General features: G+C 43.9%; 12 protein-coding genes. 3 read left to right on the top strand and 9 right to left on the bottom strand.

Annotated features, from left to right (window positions below):
* Positions 1 to 31 precede the first annotated feature (31 nt).
* Positions 32 to 847, top strand: coding sequence for a 4'-phosphopantetheinyl transferase family protein (locus ACQKCG_RS04940; RefSeq protein ID WP_101205057.1), 816 nt, complete (start codon positions 32 to 34; stop codon positions 845 to 847).
* Positions 848 to 983: 136 nt separating this feature from the next.
* Here ACQKCG_RS04940 and ACQKCG_RS04935 read toward each other — a convergent pair whose 3' ends face one another.
* The gene (locus ACQKCG_RS04935; RefSeq protein WP_101205058.1) at positions 984 to 1,862 is read right to left on the bottom strand and encodes a hypothetical protein; all 879 of its coding nucleotides are present in this window, start codon (positions 1,860 to 1,862) and stop codon (positions 984 to 986) included.
* Between the two features lie 765 nt (positions 1,863 to 2,627).
* On the opposite strand from ACQKCG_RS04935, the gene ACQKCG_RS04930 reads away from it, so the two are divergent.
* Positions 2,628 to 3,386 (top strand): IclR family transcriptional regulator, encoded by a 759-nt coding sequence (locus tag ACQKCG_RS04930; protein WP_101205059.1) that lies wholly within the window; start codon positions 2,628 to 2,630, stop codon positions 3,384 to 3,386.
* 206 nt (positions 3,387 to 3,592) lie between these two features.
* On the opposite strand, the gene mmsB is transcribed toward ACQKCG_RS04930, so the two are convergent.
* The 8 genes from mmsB to ACQKCG_RS04890 all read right to left on the bottom strand — a co-directional run bounded on the left by mmsB (position 3,593) and on the right by ACQKCG_RS04890 (position 15,671).
* Complete coding sequence (mmsB, locus tag ACQKCG_RS04925) at positions 3,593 to 4,537, bottom strand: 3-hydroxyisobutyrate dehydrogenase (protein WP_101205060.1); 945 nt, start codon at positions 4,535 to 4,537, stop codon at positions 3,593 to 3,595.
* A gap of 169 nt (positions 4,538 to 4,706) precedes the next feature.
* Positions 4,707 to 5,954 carry an enoyl-CoA hydratase/isomerase family protein gene (locus ACQKCG_RS04920; RefSeq protein ID WP_227522911.1) on the bottom strand — a complete coding sequence of 416 codons (1,248 nt, stop codon included), beginning with the start codon at positions 5,952 to 5,954 and terminating at the stop codon, positions 4,707 to 4,709.
* A gap of 55 nt (positions 5,955 to 6,009) precedes the next feature.
* A complete protein-coding gene (locus ACQKCG_RS04915; RefSeq protein WP_101205061.1) occupies positions 6,010 to 6,792 on the bottom strand; it encodes an enoyl-CoA hydratase in 783 nt (260 codons plus the stop codon).
* A 32-nt stretch (positions 6,793 to 6,824) separates the two neighbouring features.
* On the bottom strand, positions 6,825 to 7,985 hold the full coding sequence (locus tag ACQKCG_RS04910) for an acyl-CoA dehydrogenase family protein (RefSeq protein WP_101205062.1): 1,161 nt from the start codon (positions 7,983 to 7,985) through the stop codon (positions 6,825 to 6,827).
* Between the two features lie 198 nt (positions 7,986 to 8,183).
* The gene (locus ACQKCG_RS04905) at positions 8,184 to 9,668 is read right to left on the bottom strand and encodes a CoA-acylating methylmalonate-semialdehyde dehydrogenase (protein WP_101205063.1); all 1,485 of its coding nucleotides are present in this window, start codon (positions 9,666 to 9,668) and stop codon (positions 8,184 to 8,186) included.
* Between the two features lie 332 nt (positions 9,669 to 10,000).
* A complete protein-coding gene (locus ACQKCG_RS04900) occupies positions 10,001 to 12,022 on the bottom strand; it encodes a propionate--CoA ligase (protein WP_101205064.1) in 2,022 nt (673 codons plus the stop codon).
* Positions 12,023 to 12,335: 313 nt separating this feature from the next.
* On the bottom strand, positions 12,336 to 14,006 hold the full coding sequence (locus ACQKCG_RS04895) for a fatty acid--CoA ligase (protein ID WP_101205065.1): 1,671 nt from the start codon (positions 14,004 to 14,006) through the stop codon (positions 12,336 to 12,338).
* A 474-nt stretch (positions 14,007 to 14,480) separates the two neighbouring features.
* Positions 14,481 to 15,671, bottom strand: a complete 1,191-nt coding sequence (locus ACQKCG_RS04890; protein ID WP_198551529.1) for an MFS transporter — start codon at positions 15,669 to 15,671, stop codon at positions 14,481 to 14,483.
* A gap of 524 nt (positions 15,672 to 16,195) precedes the next feature.
* Between ACQKCG_RS04890 and ACQKCG_RS04885 the strand changes: the two genes are divergently transcribed.
* The gene (locus ACQKCG_RS04885; RefSeq protein WP_101205067.1) at positions 16,196 to 17,140 is read left to right on the top strand and encodes a dienelactone hydrolase family protein; all 945 of its coding nucleotides are present in this window, start codon (positions 16,196 to 16,198) and stop codon (positions 17,138 to 17,140) included.
* The last annotated feature ends 24 nt before the right edge of the window (positions 17,141 to 17,164 follow it).

The raw sequence follows: 17,164 nt of genomic DNA, 5'->3' as shown, positions 1-17,164 counted from the left end.
TACAATAATCGTTTTTGATGACTATTAATATATGCCGACTTCTAACCTCACCCAGATACAGTATACTCAACTCGACACCACGACATGGTGTGTGACTGCCCAAGTGAGCGAGTCAATCAGTCATTTAGTCACTGGAAGCTTATGGAACAAGTCATTATGGTTTTCTTCATGTAATACGTCGTATGAAGACATCATCAAGTTTGATAGCCTAAATTGGTACTATCAGGTGGCGACAGCAGTGCCTAAACACTCAGTACCTGCTCTAGCACGTAAACAGCGTCAGCAGCAGCGACAAGGCGTCAGGCAACTATTGCAAGAGCTGCTTAAAAAATTAGAAATAGATGACACCTTGGATGAGTCAAGCTTTCCCTATCGGCTCGTCAACAGTCAGTATTACGTATGCTTTAGCCATACAGGAGCTAGTAGTTCAAAGCAAACTACAGAATCGAATCAGACAAATTTTACACGTTTACACAGCAAAATAGCGGTTGTTATCAGTCGCCAGCGTCCTGCTGGTATTGATATAGAGACCAATAATATTGCATGGCATGTAGTCAAACGTTTCTATTCAAAGAGCGAGCTGACCATTTTACAGGAGCTATCTACAGATCAGCGAGAACGCACTGCCAAACTGTTATGGCAAATAAAAGAAAGCTTTATCAAAGTGAACCAATATACATTAGCTCAAGGCTTGGGTATGGATTACTCCTACCTTATTCCTAGCTTGATTAGAAATAATAGAGAGATTAACTCTGCATCTGTACTCAATGATAGTGAAGATACGGACTACCAATCTGTTTACCGCATTGCCACGTTACAATCTCAGCAAACTGTCATTGTTTTTTGAGCAGAGTTTTCTGAGTAAAGTTCAAACCTGATTTTTAGAATATCTTTTAATACTTTATTTTAAGCATAAAAAAACGACCCTAAAAAGGATCGTTTTTTTATTTTCTACTAATGACAGTCTTTAAACTGTGATTAGATTAGAAACGGTAAGTTGCACCAACTTTAACGATTGGCAACCACTCTAACCAATCTTTGTCTTCTAGCTCTTGCTCAGCAAGTTTAGCAACTTGACCCGCATTAAGACCAGAAGGTATATCAGTAACACCGTTAGAAACTCTCACAACATTTTCTGGGTCAGTTGCATTTACTGTAGCATCTGTTTTACCCATGTAAGCTGCGCCAATTTCACCAAATAGACCAAAGTTATTTGTGATGTTCGGACGGAAACCGATAGTAGCGTAAGGAGCTAGCTTGTTACGATGCTCCATAGTACCTTGTAAAGTACCTACATCATCTGCGTTGTATGACACATCATTAATTTTGTAAGTACCGCCTTTAGAGTTAGCAGTTACATCAAAATCGTTGTCTGGAACGATGATACCAGCACCAACTGTGAACCAGTTACCAGTAGGACGTAATTGTACACCTAGGTATGGGTTACTAAAGTCAGCATCTACATCATAGTTTACGTCGTCTGCATCGAAATCACCGCCGAAAAGGTCAGCTACATCGCCACCTGCCCAACCAGCTTGTAGTTCAGTTTTCTCATTCATTGACCAACCGATATTCGCACCATAACCTAGAGTACCAACTTCAGCGCTAACTGATGCTGGGTTTACTACTTTATTAAAGAAACCTTTAGTGCCACCAACAACAGCGCCAGTAGTGTTGCTTACTACACCAGCGTCAGCATTGTATGCATAAGAAGCAGGTTCTGCTTGATAAGCAACAGCAACTGGCTCAGCTTCATATGCAACGGCAGCATTGTTATCAACAACGATAACTGGATCAGCAGCTAATGCAGCAGTTGATGCTAGAACAGCAGCAGAGATTGCCGTCAATTTAATCAATTTCATAATTATTCTCCTAAAGTGTGAAATAAACCCGCCCATAAAAAACGATGATTGTGCTTTTGTTAAACCATCATTTTGTTGAGGTGATTAAAACAATTCTGACTTAAAAAGTCACCCCTACTGATGCTGTTTTTATTTGCCATTATGTAAAGATTGCATAGGTACTGTAATAATTGCTACACCAATCTGCAAAAATTCGCTTTTATGTTACATAACGTCCTTAAAGTAACCAAACAGCGTAAACATGAGACTTCGCTTGCTTAATGTTTATGTAAGGGTATTGCAAAACATGTCCACATAATTATCTAGGGCGTGTCTTCAATTCACTCGATAGTTATCTAAATGGGCTAAAAATAGCTAAATTTTGCCAAACATCGTCAAATCGCTGGTTAATATCCCGATATTATCTGCACTATTTTCCTCGTTTGACGGCAACTTATCTCATTTTTATCACCATTTTTGAAATGAAGACACGCCCTAGAACGCACTTTGAATCAATGACAGTTATATGGCTTAACCTTACCGAATAGTGTGCCTTGTGAGTTAACGTATCTATTGTTACTTATATGAGAAAATCTACACCGATAAATAAAACGATATAAATGATCTCATATAACGCGACTAACGCTTGCCTCAAGCGAATATTATGCTAAATTAGTTGTTATAACAGATTTGTTATAGAACGTCAGTATTGTCACTATTTGTCTTAGTTATGAAAACCTTGTGACGCTATTTGCTCTATTTCTTTACTCCTACTGAGTCATATATATGCCTAAAGTATCGTCGATTACCCGTGTCCTAGAAATCATAGAAGCAGTGTCCTATGCTTCAAAACCGCTTTCTCCACTCGAGCTTTCACAAGAGCTAGATATTCCTAAACCGACCATTCATAGATTGATTCAAAACTTGGTTGATGATGGTTTTTTGACTGTTGATATTGGTGGCAGTATTATCCCTGGTAAGCGCGTACGCAATTTGAGCGTTGAGCTATGGCAACAACGACTGTTCTTTAACGAGCGGCAGATGATTTTGCAAAAACTGGTTGATGAGCTTAAAGAAACTTGCGGTATTGGCATTCCCTATCATATGAATATGATCTATACCAACCGTGCTCAGACGACCTTGCCACTACAGATTTATCTTCCTGTCGGGGCAAAGTCACCTATGTGGTGTACAGCGACTGGCAAGCTCTATCTAAGCCAATTATCTACGACTAGCCGTATGAAAATATTACAAGGGTTACCACTAGATAAGTTCACTAAGAATACCATTACTGATATCGATGCATTAAATGCCGAGCTTGATCGTATCGCTGATACTGGTATCGGCATCGATAACGAGGAGTTTATCTCTGAGATGGTCGCAGTGGCTGTACCTATACTGGACAAAAAGTCACGCTATCTGGCTTCTCTCTATCTGCATGCACCAACCATACGGGTATCACTTGATGATCTATTGACCCATGTACCACGACTGCAGAAAGCTGCGCAAGACGTTCAGACGCTCGTCTACGATCTGCAAAGCTAATATTATCTATTAGCCATCAAAAAAGGTCTACGCTATGATTTTAGCGTAGACCTTTTTCTTTTTAGCAAATGCATTCTCTTAATTAATGCCACCTACTAATGATACGAAAAATTCTTAATATTAGTATCTTTAAGAATTGGTATTCCTAAAAATTGATATGTCTAAGAAGGTTACATTCAAAAGAGAGACAGTCAAGAGAATCATGTTTAAGACAATAATGAGACATCATGACGTCCGATAATGCTAGAGAAGTCTTTATCACCATTCTCTACAGTATGTGAGGCATATAACTCTGTTGCTTTGGCACCCATTGGTGTTTCTACTTCAGTGTCTTGAGCAGTCTGCATCGCAAGGTTTAGATCTTTTTGCATCAATTTGCTCATAAAGCCCCCTTGATAGCCATTGCTAGAGGGCACGTTTTCCATGACTTTTGGATAAGGGTTATAAACTTCTAGTGTCCAGTTACGCCCTGAGCTCTGTAGCATGATGTCTGATAGCACTTTGGGATCTAAGCCGTTCTTGACGCCTAGATTAATCGCCTCTGCCGTCCCTGTCATCAAAATACCTAACAGCATATTGTTGCAAATTTTTGCGACTTGTCCTGCGCCGTGCTCGCCAGCATGAAAGATATTTTTCCCCATCACAGCAAGTATTGGCTCAGCCTTAGCAAAAGCGGCATCATCGCCGCCGACGATAAAGGTCAAACTACCAGCAACTGCCCCACCTGTACCGCCAGAAACTGGTGCATCCAAGAAGTCTATACCAAGCTTATCTGCCGCCTCTGCTACCGTCCTTGCATCAGCCGCCGCAATCGTACTACTGTCAATCACAAGCGTGCCTTTTGGCAGTTCTGCAAGTAACCCATTAGAGCCACTATCACCCAAGTACACCGAATGTACATGCTGACCTGCAGGTAACATACTAATCACGACTTGAGTATTACTTGCAGCGTCTTTAGGACTTTTTGCGACACTAGCCCCTGCTTTTGCTAGGCGCTGGGTTGCAACCTCAGACAAATCAAAGACAGATAGCTCATAACCTGCCTTTAATAAGTTCTCTGCCATTGGCGCACCCATATTCCCAAGCCCAATAAAGGCAATATTTGGTTTAGAGTTATTATTATCCATCGTACTTGTATCCTTTGTACCCATCTCATCACTCCTTGATGATTTATGATGTAGCAATAGCTACATACTATTTAACAGTATTTATTAGTGAATATTGCTTATTAATGAATGCTGCTATCTTATGTCTTAGCATCATTCTTCAAAGCGTTATAAAGTCGCTGACTGTTTTACGTTATAAATTTCTTTTAGGCAGTTAGCGGACATACTGACTACCCAAAGCGTCACTACCTAACCAATCGCTCAAAGGATGCTCACCTTTTGCATAAGGATTGACAAAATGCTGGTCGATATACGCCTGCCCTTCTACACTGATACAATCTACTAATGAGCGCGACCATTTAGGACTTCTATCTTTATCAATCAATAGCGCCCGCACGCCTTCTTTGAAGTCAGGATTGGCCGCGCAATGTACTGCGACATTGGTCTCTAAATACAGTACTTGTTCGATCGATAGGTCAGCGACTTTGTGATACAACGCATAGGTTAATGCAGCCGTGACTGGGCAGCCATGCCGATAGGTTGCAACTGCTCGCTGAGTCCAACTGTCTTCTGCAAAGTCTTGGTTTAGCTGCATGAGTGCTTCATCGCTTTGTAGCAACGCATCAATATCAGCCAGACCACCACTATTCATTAGTTGCTGAATAGGTTGCCAATATATTGCAAGCTTACTATCTGGCAGTTCGGCTACTGGCAACTCAGCAAGCGCACGGCTGACAATACTATGCGCACTATTGTTATGGCACTTATCTGCACCGCTCGTGTTATCGACTGCCTGCCAGTCGCTCTGTCTGAGGCGCTGCATGACGGCATCATAGTCATGGCTGGCAACGGCATACTCTGCCAGATTGGCCAATAGCGCGTCACTGCCATTGCACATCGCGCCAGTTAGACCTAAAAACAAACCCGTCTTAGCAGGCATACGCTGCAAAAACCAACTGCCAGATGCATCAGGGAACAGTCCAATAGTGACCTCAGGCATGGCAAAACGTGTGCGCTCAGTGACCAGACGATGACTACATCCTGCCATCAGTCCCATACCGCCGCCCATGATGATGCCATCGCCCCAAAGTATTAATGGTTTCGGATAAAAATGCATTTGACGATAGAGACGATACTCATGACTGAAAAACTCAGTAGCATACGGGTTTGGCATGGGTGCACTGGTAGACATACTGTCATAGAGCTTACGAATATCACCGCCCGCACAGAATGCTTTGTCGCCCGCACCTTTTAACACAAGCGCAACCACTTGCTCGTCCGCTTGCCACTGCTCTAACTGCGCTGAGAGCAATTGACACATATCAACGCTGAGTGCATTAAGCGATTTGGGTGTATTAAGTGTCATGATCCCAATCAAGTGACCGCAATCTGTCGGTTCAGTATTGAATAACACAGGTGCTTCTTGTTTAGTATCGTTCGTCGCTGTCATAGCTGATGTCATAAAAGTGACCTACAAAATTAAATAATAGAAATGGCTCAAGCGTTTTGACTGCTGTTTATTTGTTTTGCCAATTGGGTTTACGCTTTTCTAAAAAGGCTTGTACCCCTTCGCGCTGATCGTTGGTATCAAACAATTTCACGAAAGCTTCACGCTCATGGATAAGATTTTGCGCAGGCGGGGTATCTCTAGCCGCCTGAATCAGTTGCTTGGAATAACTGACGGCGACGGGTGATTGCTTTGCTACTTTTTTTGCTAAGTCCTGAGCGATTTGCAGACCTTCACCTTTTGCAGTGACCTCTTCAACCAGACCGATACGCAATGCTATATCTGCATCGACGCGCTCGCCGCACAGTATCATGCGCTTAGCCCAACCCTCTCCTACTAACATAGCTAGGTTCTGTGTGCCGCCTGCACAGGGCAGTAATCCCACACCTGTCTCTGGCAGTGCCATCTGGGCGTGCGCTTCTGCGATACGAATATCACATGCAAGCGCACATTCAAGTCCACCGCCCACCGCATAGCCATTGATGACAGCAATACTGACACCGCGATAGGCAGATAGGGCCTCAAACGCTTCGCCAAATGCAATCGCCATGCTGATGGCACGGCCTTTATCACCATCTGAGAAATTGTTTAAATCTGCACCCGCTGAAAAGAACTTTTCGCCATCTCCATGCACGATCAGTGCATAGACATCGTCGTTGGCATTGAGGTCGGTAATGAGCTGCTTAAGTGCATGTAGACTGTCCATCGTCCACGTATGTGCCGGTGGGTTATTCAACGTCAATGTTGCGGTATGGCCATTAATTGATAGCTGTAGATTTGTATAATCTGTCATAAAACATCCTTGTTTCAGTAGATCGAGATAAATTAGCGAAGTTGGCTTAGCCCTTCATCTTGCAAGACTTGACGCGAAATAATCACGCGCATGATCTCATTGGTGCCTTCTAGAATTTGATGCACACGCAAATCGCGTACGTGGCGCTCAAGTGGATACTCGTTTAGATAACCATAGCCGCCGTGCAATTGCAGAGCTTCATTGGCAACATCGAAACAAAGGTCGGTGGAGAGACGCTTGGCCATTGCGCAGTAGGTAGACGCTTGTCCATCGTTGTTGTCAACTTTATCAGCTGCTAGATACAGCATTTGGCGTGCGGCGATGGTCTGGGTCAACATATCAGCAAGTTTAAACTGTACCGATTGTAAGCTAGCAATCGGGCTACCAAACTGGCTGCGCTCTTGCACATAACTGGTTGCGGTCTCTAACGCCGCTTGTGCCGTACCTACCGCGCAAATACCGATATTGATACGACCACCATCGAGTCCTTTCATAGCGATACGAAAGCCTTGGCCTTCCTCACCTATCAGGTTTTCTGTTGGGACTTTGACATCTTTAAAACTAATCGTGCGTGTTGGCTGTGCTTTCCAGCCCATCTTATGCTCATTTTTACCATATTCAATACCAGCACTATTGGCATCTACAACAAACGCTGATACACCTTTTGGCCCAGCACCACCAGTACGCGCCATCACCACCAATACATCGGTTGAACCTGCGCCAGAAATAAAGGTTTTTTCACCGTTCAGTACGTAATGATCGCCCCGCTTCTCCGCTTTGGTACGGAGTGAGGCCGCATCAGAGCCTGCGTTTGGCTCTGTTAGGCAATAGCTGCCAAGCCACTCACCGCTGACCATATTGGGCAAATATTTTTTGCATAGGCTATCGCTACCATATTCGCCGATCATCCATGCGGCCATATTATGGATGCTCATATAAGCCGCCACGGACGTATCACCCCATGCCAGCTCTTCGAATACCATTGCTGAGTCAAGTCTTGGCAGGCCCAAGCCATCATACTCTGGATTGGTGTATAGCCCCAAAAAGCCAAGCTCACCAGATTTTTTGATGATGTCCACTGGGAAATGCGAGGTGCAATCCCATTCAGCAGCGTTCGGTTTGAGCTCTTTTTGCGCAAACTGACGGGCCGTTTGGCGAAAGGCAACTTGGTCATCGGTCAATGAAAAATCCATAGGGTCATCCTTGTTCTTATAGATCAAATAGAGGGCTTAAATCTCAGATAAACGTCAATGAAAACGCTAATAAAAATATTGGTCAGAGATTTTATAAGACATTAGCGCTATATGATAACGGCATAACGATAATCAAATTGCGTTCAATAGTACCGCAAGTCGTATTAACGTCATACCGAAAATACAGTAATCCGACGATTAAATCGAAATTGTCGTGTTAACACCGCGGCTCGCTTCATCATCGAACCAACGTGCCGTCACTGTCTTCGTCTGAGTATAGAACTGTACGGCTTGCTTGCCATAAGGACCTAGGTCGCCAAGCTTACTGGCACGTGAACCTGAGAATGAGAACATTGGAAGTGGCACAGGAATCGGCAAATTAATACCGATTTGACCAACCTGAATGTCTTGCTGGAACTTATGTGCGGCTGCGCCTGACTGAGTAAATATCGCCGTACCATTGCCATGTGGATTGGCATTCAGTAGTTCAATCGCTTCGTCCAAGCTGTTAGCACGCATGATACATAGTACTGGACCAAAGATTTCTTGTTGATAAATTTGCATATCACTTGTGACATTATCAAAGATAGTTGGACCGACGAAGTTGCCTTTCTCAAACCCTTCAACGGTAATTCCACGGCCGTCTAGAATCAAGCTCGCGCCCTCTTCTACCCCAGTATCAATCAAGTGCTCGACACGGGCCTTTGCAGCAGGCGAAATCAATGGTCCCAAATCCTTGTCATTTTTCCCAGCTGAGACGACCAAGCTTTCCGCTTTTGCTTTAATATCATCAATCCACTCACCAGCTGCGCCTACTAGCACGACCACTGATAATGCCATACAGCGTTGACCAGCTGCACCAAATGCTGCGCCTGCTAGCTGATTGAGCGTTTGCTCTTTATTGGCATCAGGTAAGATAACACCATGGTTTTTCGCGCCCATCATGCACTGGGCACGCTTACCTGATTGGCTAGCACGCTCATAGACGTGTTTGCCTACATGAGTAGAGCCGACAAAAGAGACGGCTTTGATATCTGGATGGTCGCAGATAGCATCGACGGTTGCTTTGCCACCATGTACTACGTTTAGCACGCCTTCTGGTACGCCCGCTTCAATCGCTAGCTCTACCAAACGCATAGTCACCATCGGATCTTGCTCAGACGGTTTTAGGATAAATGTGTTGCCCGTAGCAATCGCCATTGGGAACATCCATAGCGGAATCATCGCTGGAAAGTTGAATGGCGTAATACCAGCACAAACGCCGAGTGGCTGCCAAATACTATAAGTATCGACCCCTGACGCAACGTTTTCTACGAAGTCGCCGATTTGCAGATTGGCGATACCAGCGGCATGCTCTACCACTTCTAGACCGCGAAACACATCACCGCGCGCATCTGCAATCGTTTTGCCTTGCTCTGCGGTCAAGATTTCTGCCAGCTCATCCATATGATCGCGAATCAAAGATTGATATTTCAAAAAGATACGCGCACGCGTGGTGATTGGCGTTTTGCGCCATGTTGCAAACGCAGTCTGTGCGGATGTAACCGCTTGGTTAATCTCATCATTGGTGGTTTGCGGCACTTTGGCGATGACTTCTTGCGTCGCTGGATCAGTGATATCAATCCATTCGTCGGTGTTTGATTGTACGAACTGACCATTGATAAGCTGTTGAACGTGGTGCATAAGATATCCTTATCTTTTTTGCGAGACTACCGTGTGACGGCACCTAGATATTTATTAGAAAAGTAAAAGCAATGAGGGTTTGTCTATAAAACATTCATAAAAAATTGAATTTTAAAATGATTTATTTTGTATCGTTATTAACTATAACAATAAATCAATTTTACGGTCAAGCGCTTTATCAAAATTTTCGCTAAGTTTGTTTTGTTAAAGGGGATTTATCCAAATATTAGAAACAAAAAGCCCATGATTGCTCATGAGCTTTTTGAAGTTAACCTGACTTTGATACGCGATGAACAACATCACTATTTTTGTATGAGGCTAATTTATACCAATCAATAATCTTTCATCGCCTGCTTGATCGCATCGATTGCTGTTGGATTGTCAAGCGTTGACATGTCTCCTGTTGGCTGGTCTTCCGCTAACGCACGAATTGAGCGACGTAGGATTTTACCCGAGCGAGTCTTTGGTAATGCCTGTGGGAAATAGATAGCAGCTGGTCGTGCGATACCGCCCAAAGATTTGACGACAGCACCTATTACTTGTTGCTCGATGCGGAAACGGTTTTCGGTGGTTTCAATTTGCGTCTGATCTTTTAGGACGCAGAACGCAATAGGTAGCTCACCTTTTAGCTCGTCTTGAATACCCACTACGGCACACTCTGCCATCTCTGGATGCGTACTGATCGCCTCTTCAATCTCTTGTGTGCCTATGCGATGTCCTGCGACATTGATCACATCATCGGTACGCCCTAAGATATAGAAATACCCTTCTTCATCTGTTACTGCATAGTCCGAGGTTGAATACTGCTGACCGTCAAACAGACCAAAATAACTGCTGATAAAGCGCTCGTCATTGCGCCATACTGTGGTCAGACAACCAGGCGGCAATGGTGCTTTAATCGCAAGCAACCCTTTTTCGCCAGCCTGACAAGGATCGCCTGTTTCCTCATTGATAACATGCGCCTCATAGCCATACATCGGGTAACCAGGTGACCCCTGCTTGTGCGGCTTATGATTGAACTTTGGCGTATGGCTCAAGATTGGCCAACCAGATTCTGTTTGCCAATAGTGATCTAAAATTGGTACGCCTAGATGCTGAGTCAACCAACTAGCCGTCGATTCATCAAGCGGTTCACCTGCGAGAAAGAACGACTTCACACTGGACACATCGTAGCGCGTCATCCAGCTTTCGTCTTGTTTTTTGAGCATACGCACGCCTGTGGGCGCAGTGAATAAAATATTAACTTTGTTAGCTTCAACGATACGCCACCAAATACCTGGATTTGGCATATGCGGCAAGCCCTCATACATGATACTGGTCATACCTGCTAGCAGTGGCGCATAGATCGTATAAGAGTGTCCTACAGCCCAGCCAATATCAGATATCGCCCAGAACGTCTCGCCAGCCTTACCGTCATAGACATAATCTATCGACGTCGTCAGCGCGACTGCATGACCACCTGTATCGCGTTGCACCCCTTTAGGTGTACCAGTAGTACCAGAAGTATAAAGCAAATAGGATGGGGTGTTTGACTCGAGCCAAACTGGCTCTACGACTGCATTTGCCTCACAGCTATGACGACGCTCGGTTGCATAATCAACATCGATCGCTTTGGTTTCAAATGGCAATATACCGCGATTGACCACTAGCACATGCTCTGGTTTGACAGTCGCTTGCTCGACGCCTTGATTGACTAGGTTTTTATAATTGACGACCTTACCACCACGTAGCCCTGCATCTACGGTAATGACCATTTTGGCTTCGGCATCGTCCATACGGATAGCCAAGTTATGTGCGGCAAACCCACCAAACACGACTGAATGCACGGCACCAATACGAGCACAAGCCAGCATGGCATAAGCCGCCTCTAATATCATCGGCATATAGATAATGACACGGTCACCCTTGCCAATACCGTGACGCTGTAGCACATCGGCAAAATAATTAACTTCTTTATACAAGTCATTATAAGTTAGGCGACGCTTGGTATAGTCTGTATAAAACTCAACGTTATTGCCCAAATCCTTAAACGAATCAACAACTGCTGGAAAGGTTTCTATCAACTCTTGATTAATCTCTGATGACACCCACACAAAAGCATCTTGCTCTGCACGGTCTACCAGATGACGATCGACACAGTTATAACAAAGATTGGTCTCACCGCCGACAAACCATCTGGCAAAAGGCAGATTGCTGTCATCTAGAATTTGTTCAGGCTCTTTATGCCAATAGATACGCTTCGCCTGCTCAGCCCAAAACTGCTCTCGATCCGTAATGGACTCTTGATAAATATCAGCGAAGTTTGGCGTGTCTGTCATTTGGGTAGAAACTGAGGATTGGGAATGGTCGCTCATAGTAGCTGTCCTTAGCATAAACGAGAAATGAGGCAATAGTATTTTGTAGTTAAGGCACTCAATAAGTTGTCACGGTACTCACCTCGCACGGTGCACTGTCTGCGTGCAATTGGCTGTTACCAACTCTAAAATGCTTCAACTATAAAAAACCATGTCTTAGTAAATACTGGTCATCCTTGCCAGAATTAAAAAACCGATACGATATGTATCGGTTTAAAATGTAGCAGAGCCTATCGGAAAGGTCAACTATTAAGCGTGTAATACGTGCTACATTTTGACGAATACAAATATTTGAACATTTAACTAATACTAATTATATCTCAGTTTGATTGGCATACATCTCACGCATGACTTTTTTGTCATGTTTACCAACAGAGGTTTTTGGTAGCTCATCAACGAACTTAAACTGGCTTGGCACACCATACTTAGGAATGATACCGCGCTCTACCGCTTTTTCTGCAATCGCTTTGATATCATCAGCACTAGTATCCTTAGCATCAGGCTTTAGCACCACCAAAGCCAGTGGACGCTCGCCCCATTGCTTATCACGCACCCCAATCACTGACACATCGGCTACTGACGGATGTAGTGATAAAATAGTCTCAATCTCTAGTGATGAAATCCACTCACCACCTGATTTGATCACATCCTTTAAGCGATCGGTGATTTTGATATAGCCATCAGGACGTATGTAAGCGATATCTTGGGTATGCATATAGCCATTTTCCCACAGCTCTTTGCCAGCGTCGTCGTTTTTAAGATAGCTTTGGGTCAACCAAGGCGCACGCAATACCAGCTCACCTGTATTTTCTGGCCCAGTTCCCACTGACTTGTTGCCTTCGCCCCATACCTGAGCGTCAACCATGAGTACGGGCTTACCTGTCATACAACGACGGGCAATGTCTTCTTCCTCTGTCATTTCAGGCTCATCGAGACTAAAACCCGTTAAGCTAATAAGCGGGGCGGTCTCTGACATTCCATAGCCTGTGTAAACTTCAATACCTTGGGCCATCGCCGTTTTTGCTAGACCTTCGGTCAACCTTGAACCACCAATAATCATTTTTAGACCATTAAAGCTGGCATCGCGATCTTGTGCTTCTTTGAGTACCATTTGCAAAATCGTTGGTACACAATGGGTGATACTGACCTTTTCATTGACAATTAAGTCCATCAACGTATCAGGCGCATAACGACCTGGATAGACTTGCTTTAGACCGACCATCGTTGCTGTAAACGGAAAACCCCATGCATGTACATGGAACATTGGCGTCATCGGCATATAGACATCACCATAGCTTACGCCTTGCTTATCAGGCAACATACCCAAAGTTGCCGCTTCTGCTAGGGTATGTAGCACTAGCTGACGATGGCTAAAGAAGACCCCTTTTGGATCACCTGTTGTGCCTGACGTATAAAAAGTCGTCGCGATGGTGTTCTCATCAAAATCTGGGAAATCAAATTCGCTATTGGCAGCTTCTAATAGCGCTTCATACTCGCCTGTGACACGGCTTTGGTTGCTACCAAAGATACCTTCAGCAGTGACACCGTTGTCATCAAGCCAGATAATATGCTCAATGCTTGAGTTCTCAAACTGATAGTCTTTCACCAATGGCGCAAACTCAGAGTTGAGCATGAGTACTTTAGGCTTGGCATGGTTGATGGTATAAAGGATTTTTTCAGGCGATAGACGGATATTGACAGTCTGTAAAACGTACTCTGACATTGGTACGGCAAAATAAGACTCAAGATAGCGATGACTGTCCCAATCCATCACGGCAACCACATCACCTGCATCAAGCTTTAGGTCTGCCAATACGTTGGCCAAACGATTGATACGCTCAAACAACTCTTTATAAGTCAGGCGCTTTTTGTCCGCATACACAATCTCTTGATCTTGCGATACCGTTTTTGCACGGCTTAATAACTGCTTGACCAGTAGTGGATAATCGTAGGCAGATGGTGCACTGTAATAAATGTTTGACATAGATTTGACTTCCTTGTTTGTCGTACTTATAAGGGATAAATAACAATAATAATCAAGTTAATAGCGGCATAAAATCTACTGCGCTAACCATTTTAATTTTTATAATAATAGGGTCTGTTAAACATTCAAATGTGGTGCTGGCAGTCACTATTTTTTAGACAATATGCAGTGCAATTTTTGACGCCTAGTCATTCTAGGTTAGACAATTTCACCATATACTGGCAAAAAATAGTACTGCCCTGAAAGGCTGATACTAAAATCACCCCAAACGTTGTTGCAAACCTAGCTAAGGTCTCGACATTATCGTCGGCTTGCGCCTCGTTTGGTGCACCTTTAGCAATCAGCAGCCCTAATATTTGAATGTTCAACAGACCCTAACATCGTTATTGATAGTAAGAAAAAAGCGGCGCTGTGTAAAGCGGTCTTACATTAAGTATCATAAGATGGCAGACCTATGCTACATAAGACAGCCAATCACTTTGCCCGTACTGTGGTTTTAATCATTCCAAAACTGGCTATTAATAACGCCAGTACCTGCACAAACAATAACAACCATACGGTAAGAGACCACTGCCCTCGCGCATAAGCTATGCCACCCAGCCATGCCCCTAGCGTACCGCCTGTATAGTAGCCCATATAATATAGACCCGAAGCTAATGAACGACCTTTTTTCACATTGACCGCGATATAGCTGATAGTCGCTGACTGTGTGATAAATACACCTGACGACATAATAGCCAGTCCTATAATCACCCCCCATAATGGCGTGACCAGAGTCAATAACACCCCAACCAGAGATACGAGGATAGCCACTCGTACTGTACGCGCCGATCCAAATCGGCGTAGCAATGTCGTAGATAATGGCGTGATAATAACACCAAGCAAATATACTGCAAAAATATTGGCGAGCGCACCAGTACCAAGCTCATAAGGCTTATCTGCCAAATGTAGGTTGATAAAAGTGAAGCAGCCTACAAGGGAGAATAGCACGCAAGCGCCAAGCAGACATGCTGTTACCACATAGCGATTGGTGACATGCTCACCCAGCGTCTGTATCGCTGAGCGGAAATTAGGATTGGCCACAAAGTGACGAGACGAAGGTAGCATCTTGCCGACCCATATCGCGCCTAGCAAGGTCATTGCCGTCATTACATAATAACCATGACGCCAGCCTATCAGCTCATGCAAATGCCCCAACAAGAACCGACCCATAAAGCCGCCAAGCACACATCCTGACACATAAAAGGACATCAGCTCAGTCATTGCCCGTCCCTCAAACTCCTCACCGATATAGGCAATTGTCACCACCGTAATACCCGGTACGGACAATCCTTGCATAAAACGCCAAATGCCGACCCATTCAATGCTCGAGCTCTGGGCGATGAGCGCTGTTGGTATCGCCAAAAACAATAAAGCACCAACGATAAACGACTTGCGCCCGACTGCATCTGAGAGCATGCCTAGAAATGGTGACATAATCGCAATTGCCAACACAGTGGCACCAACAATCATGCCAGCCTGTACTTCAGTCGCAGCAAAGTCCACCATCATGACCGGTAGTACTGCCTGAATAGAATACACTTGCAAAAAAGCAAACATACCTATTAGGCCAATTGTGAGCTTCAATATCCACGATGTTGAATGATTGGAGGTGACAGGTGGCACAGCTGTTATATCTTGGATCTGATCTTTAGAATTATTCACAGGGGATCTGACTATATTGGTTATACCATGACTGTAAATAATAACCGTCACTGGCGTGGATGATAGAGAGGAATAACGGTGATTTTTGCTCAATGTATAAGCAAAAGCACCATTATTAAACGATAAATGTTCATCATAATGACAAGCCAATTATGGTAGCACACTCACCAATATACTCAGGTTTAAAAGTGTTATTGCCTCTTGATAGATTCTTTATTCGGGTTCGAGATTATCGTAGAAAAACTTGACTAGGAATCATATTTCGACTTGAGACGGTAAAGACAGTTTTCGACTCACGAGGTCAAGATCAACGTTACGTTTATTGCATATACAGGATAGTATGGTTAGATGCTATTTGCGCACTTGTTAAGTACTTAACTGCTTTAACGATTGATGACGTTGACAGTTAACAATCACTACCTGCGTCTATCTTTTTTAGCCTAGAGACGTGCACGACCCCACAACCTTTGAGAATACGATTTACAATGATGAAAAATATGGTGCTTTTAAAACTTATTATCGCGATGAGTACATTGGTTTTCTCTACGATGGCTGTAGCAGAAATAACTGTTTCAGAAACTAGCGTTAAAAGCCTTAATCCAGTCTTATCGACATTTAACTCTACAAACTCACTAGCGGCATTAGACTGTATAAAGGATGACGCTATCACTGCTACTGAGCTCACAAAAACACGTGATAACGGTCCGTTTTCTGTAAAGTCCAAGCACGTGAATCGCCAATCTGCCAATGGTTTTGGTGGCGGCACTATACACTATCCAACGGATGCTGCTAACTGTGGTCTACTAGGTGGTATCGCGGTGGTGCCAGGTTACGTGTCTTATGAGTCTTCTATCAAATGGTGGGGACCGCGTTTAGCCTCTTGGGGATTTGTCGTTATTACTATTAATACTAGCTCTATTTACGATAATCCAGATAGCCGTGCTGAGCAATTGAGCGCGGCTCTCGATCATCTCATCGCTGATGAAACAGTAGGTCATATGATAGAACCAAATCGTTTGGGCGCGATTGGCTGGTCAATGGGCGGCGGCGGTGCGCTACGATTGGCAACTGAGCGCAATACGGTGCAAGCCATCATTGCACAAACGCCCTATCACGATAAAAACTATGGTGCGATGGATACGCCTGCTCTATTCATCGCTTGTGAAAATGACCGTATCGCCCCGAATAAAAAATATACCAATACTTTTTATCAAAAATCTGACGGTCCAAAAATGAAGGTCGAGATTAACAACGGCAGTCATTTCTGTGCCAGTCATCGTTTTAACGAGAAGCTACTGAGTAAGCCTGCTATTGCATGGATGCAGCGTTATATTAACGGTGATACCCGTTTCGATAAATTCTTATGTGGCAATGAAAGCTACAAAAATGATCCTCGTATATCAGCCTATGATTACGAAGACTGTTTATAAGCTATTTTTTAATCTACTTATAAA

Origin of the sequence: Psychrobacter sp. NPDC078929, assembly GCF_050267985.1 — a bacterium.
GTDB lineage: Bacteria > Pseudomonadota > Gammaproteobacteria > Pseudomonadales > Moraxellaceae > Psychrobacter.
This window is presented reverse-complemented; position numbering and strand designations above follow the sequence as displayed.

Excerpts from the sequence above, each read along its gene's own strand:
- ACQKCG_RS04940 (WP_101205057.1), top strand. The coding sequence starts at position 32 with ATGCCGACTTCTAACCTCACCCAGATACAGTATACTCAACTCGACACC.
- ACQKCG_RS04935 (WP_101205058.1), bottom strand. The coding sequence starts at position 1,862 with ATGAAATTGATTAAATTGACGGCAATCTCTGCTGCTGTTCTAGCATCA.
- ACQKCG_RS04930 (WP_101205059.1), top strand. The coding sequence starts at position 2,628 with ATGCCTAAAGTATCGTCGATTACCCGTGTCCTAGAAATCATAGAAGCA.
- mmsB (WP_101205060.1), bottom strand. The coding sequence starts at position 4,537 with ATGGGTACAAAGGATACAAGTACGATGGATAATAATAACTCTAAACCA.
- ACQKCG_RS04920 (WP_227522911.1), bottom strand. The coding sequence starts at position 5,954 with ATGACATCAGCTATGACAGCGACGAACGATACTAAACAAGAAGCACCT.
- ACQKCG_RS04915 (WP_101205061.1), bottom strand. The coding sequence starts at position 6,792 with ATGACAGATTATACAAATCTACAGCTATCAATTAATGGCCATACCGCA.
- ACQKCG_RS04910 (WP_101205062.1), bottom strand. The coding sequence starts at position 7,985 with ATGGATTTTTCATTGACCGATGACCAAGTTGCCTTTCGCCAAACGGCC.
- ACQKCG_RS04905 (WP_101205063.1), bottom strand. The coding sequence starts at position 9,668 with ATGCACCACGTTCAACAGCTTATCAATGGTCAGTTCGTACAATCAAAC.
- ACQKCG_RS04900 (WP_101205064.1), bottom strand. The coding sequence starts at position 12,022 with ATGAGCGACCATTCCCAATCCTCAGTTTCTACCCAAATGACAGACACG.
- ACQKCG_RS04895 (WP_101205065.1), bottom strand. The coding sequence starts at position 14,006 with ATGTCAAACATTTATTACAGTGCACCATCTGCCTACGATTATCCACTA.
- ACQKCG_RS04885 (WP_101205067.1), top strand. The coding sequence starts at position 16,196 with ATGATGAAAAATATGGTGCTTTTAAAACTTATTATCGCGATGAGTACA.